This window comes from Streptomyces sp. DH12 (assembly GCF_020873895.1).
Taxonomy (GTDB): domain Bacteria; phylum Actinomycetota; class Actinomycetes; order Streptomycetales; family Streptomycetaceae; genus Streptomyces.
The window spans coordinates 1-3,200 of the sequence record NZ_JAHWGT010000073.1 but is presented as its reverse complement, the minus strand read 5'-3'; the positions used below and the strand labels follow the sequence as shown (position 1 = coordinate 3,200).

Here is a 3,200-nt window from a genome sequence, read left to right as displayed (position 1 = left end):
AACACAGTGGACGCGAGCAACTGAGGACAAGCCCTCGGCCTATTAGTACCGGTCAACTCCACCCATTACTGGGCTTCCATATCCGGCCTATCAACCCAGTCGTCTACTGGGAGCCTTACCCTCTCAAGGAGGTGGGAATACTCATCTCGAAGCAGGCTTCCCGCTTAGATGCTTTCAGCGGTTATCCCTCCCGAACGTAGCCAACCAGCCATGCCCTTGGCAGAACAACTGGCACACCAGAGGTTCGTCCGTCCCGGTCCTCTCGTACTAGGGACAGCCCTTCTCAATATTCCTACGCGCACAGCGGATAGGGACCGAACTGTCTCACGACGTTCTAAACCCAGCTCGCGTACCGCTTTAATGGGCGAACAGCCCAACCCTTGGGACCGACTCCAGCCCCAGGATGCGACGAGCCGACATCGAGGTGCCAAACCATCCCGTCGATATGGACTCTTGGGGAAGATCAGCCTGTTATCCCCGGGGTACCTTTTATCCGTTGAGCGACGGCGCTTCCACAAGCCACCGCCGGATCACTAGTCCCGACTTTCGTCCCTGCTCGACCCGTCGGTCTCACAGTCAAGCTCCCTTGTGCACTTACACTCAACACCTGATTGCCAACCAGGCTGAGGGAACCTTTGGGCGCCTCCGTTACCCTTTAGGAGGCAACCGCCCCAGTTAAACTACCCATCAGACACTGTCCCTGATCCGGATCACGGACCCAGGTTAGACATCCAGCACGACCAGAGTGGTATTTCAACGACGACTCCACCTGAACTGGCGTCCAAGCTTCACAGTCTCCCACCTATCCTACACAAGCCGAACCGAACACCAATATCAAACTGTAGTAAAGGTCCCGGGGTCTTTCCGTCCTGCTGCGCGAAACGAGCATCTTTACTCGTAGTGCAATTTCACCGGGCCTATGGTTGAGACAGTCGAGAAGTCGTTACGCCATTCGTGCAGGTCGGAACTTACCCGACAAGGAATTTCGCTACCTTAGGATGGTTATAGTTACCACCGCCGTTTACTGGCGCTTAAGTTCTCAGCTTCGCCACCCCGAAGAGTGACTAACCGGTCCCCTTAACGTTCCAGCACCGGGCAGGCGTCAGTCCGTATACATCGCCTTACGGCTTCGCACGGACCTGTGTTTTTAGTAAACAGTCGCTTCTCGCTGGTCTCTGCGGCCACCCCCAGCTCGAGCAGCAAGTGCTCTCACCAGTGATGGCCCCCCTTCTCCCGAAGTTACGGGGGCATTTTGCCGAGTTCCTTAACCATAGTTCACCCGAACGCCTCGGTATTCTCTACCTGACCACCTGAGTCGGTTTAGGGTACGGGCCGCCATGAAACTCGCTAGAGGCTTTTCTCGACAGCATAGGATCATCCACTTCACCACAATCGGCTCGGCATCAGGTCTCAGACTATATGCACGACGGATTTGCCTACCGTGCGTCCTACACCCTTACCCCGGGACAACCACCGCCCGGGCTGGACTACCTTCCTGCGTCACCCCATCGCTTACCTACTACAGGTCTGGTCCGTCGGCTCCACCACTTCCCTTTGCCCGAAGGCTCCGGGACGGCTTCACGGACTTAGCATCGCCTGGTTCGATACTGGGCGTTTCAAAGCGGGTACCGGAATATCAACCGGTTGTCCATCGACTACGCCTGTCGGCCTCGCCTTAGGTCCCGACTTACCCTGGGCAGATCAGCTTGACCCAGGAACCCTTAGTCAATCGGCGCACACGTTTCTCACGTGTGTATCGCTACTCATGCCTGCATTCTCACTCGTGAACCGTCCACAACTCGCTTCCGCGGCTGCTTCACCCGGCACACGACGCTCCCCTACCCATCACAGTCCCCGTTGGGGGTATGTACTGCAATGACACGACTTCGGCGGTACGCTTGAGCCCCGCTACATTGTCGGCGCGGAATCACTTGACCAGTGAGCTATTACGCACTCTTTCAAGGGTGGCTGCTTCTAAGCCAACCTCCTGGTTGTCTCTGCGACTCCACATCCTTTCCCACTTAGCGTACGCTTAGGGGCCTTAGTCGATGCTCTGGGCTGTTTCCCTCTCGACCATGGAGCTTATCCCCCACAGTCTCACTGCCGCGCTCTCACTTACCGGCATTCGGAGTTTGGCTAAGGTCAGTAACCCGGTAGGGCCCATCGCCTATCCAGTGCTCTACCTCCGGCAAGAAACACACGACGCTGCACCTAAATGCATTTCGGGGAGAACCAGCTATCACGGAGTTTGATTGGCCTTTCACCCCTAACCACAGGTCATCCCCCAGGTTTTCAACCCTGGTGGGTTCGGTCCTCCACGAAGTCTTACCTCCGCTTCAACCTGCCCATGGCTAGATCACTCCGCTTCGGGTCTTGAGCGCGCTACTATATCGCCCTATTCGGACTCGCTTTCGCTACGGCTTCCCCACACGGGTTAACCTCGCAACACACCGCAAACTCGCAGGCTCATTCTTCAAAAGGCACGCAGTCACGAGATGCAAGCAAGCTTGCATCCGACGCTCCCACGGCTTGTAGGCACACGGTTTCAGGTACTATTTCACTCCGCTCCCGCGGTACTTTTCACCATTCCCTCACGGTACTATCCGCTATCGGTCACCAGGGAATATTTAGGCTTAACGGGTGGTCCCGCCAGATTCACACGGGATTTCTCGGGCCCCGTGCTACTTGGGTGTCTCTCAAACGAGCCGCATGAATTTCAGCTACGGGGGTCTTACCCTCTACGCCGGACCTTTCGCATGTCCTTCGCCTATCCATACGGTTTCTGACTCGTCTCACAGCCGGCAGACTGTGAAAGAGAGATCCCACAACCCCGCATGCGCAACCCCTGCCGGGTATCACACGCATACGGTTTGGCCTCATCCGGTTTCGCTCGCCACTACTCCCGGAATCACGGTTGTTTTCTCTTCCTGAGGGTACTGAGATGTTTCACTTCCCCTCGTTCCCTCCACATGCCCTATGTGTTCAGGCATGGGTGACAGCCCATGACGACTGCCGGGTTTCCCCATTCGGAAACCCCCGGATCAAAGCCTGGTTGACGGCTCCCCGGGGACTATCGTGGCCTCCCACGTCCTTCATCGGTTCCTGGTGCCAAGGCATCCACCGTGCGCCCTTAAAAACTTGGCCACAGATGCTCGCGTCCACTGTGCAGTTCTCAAGCAACGACCAGCCACCCATCACCC

The 3,200-nt window shown here is 56.8% G+C and carries 1 rRNA gene; it reads right to left on the bottom strand.

The features are described 5' to 3' along the window. Positions 1-22: 22 nt before the first annotated feature. Positions 23-3,144: ribosomal RNA gene (locus LPA54_RS32475) — 23S ribosomal RNA — on the bottom strand. Between the last annotated feature and the right edge of the window lie 56 nt (positions 3,145-3,200).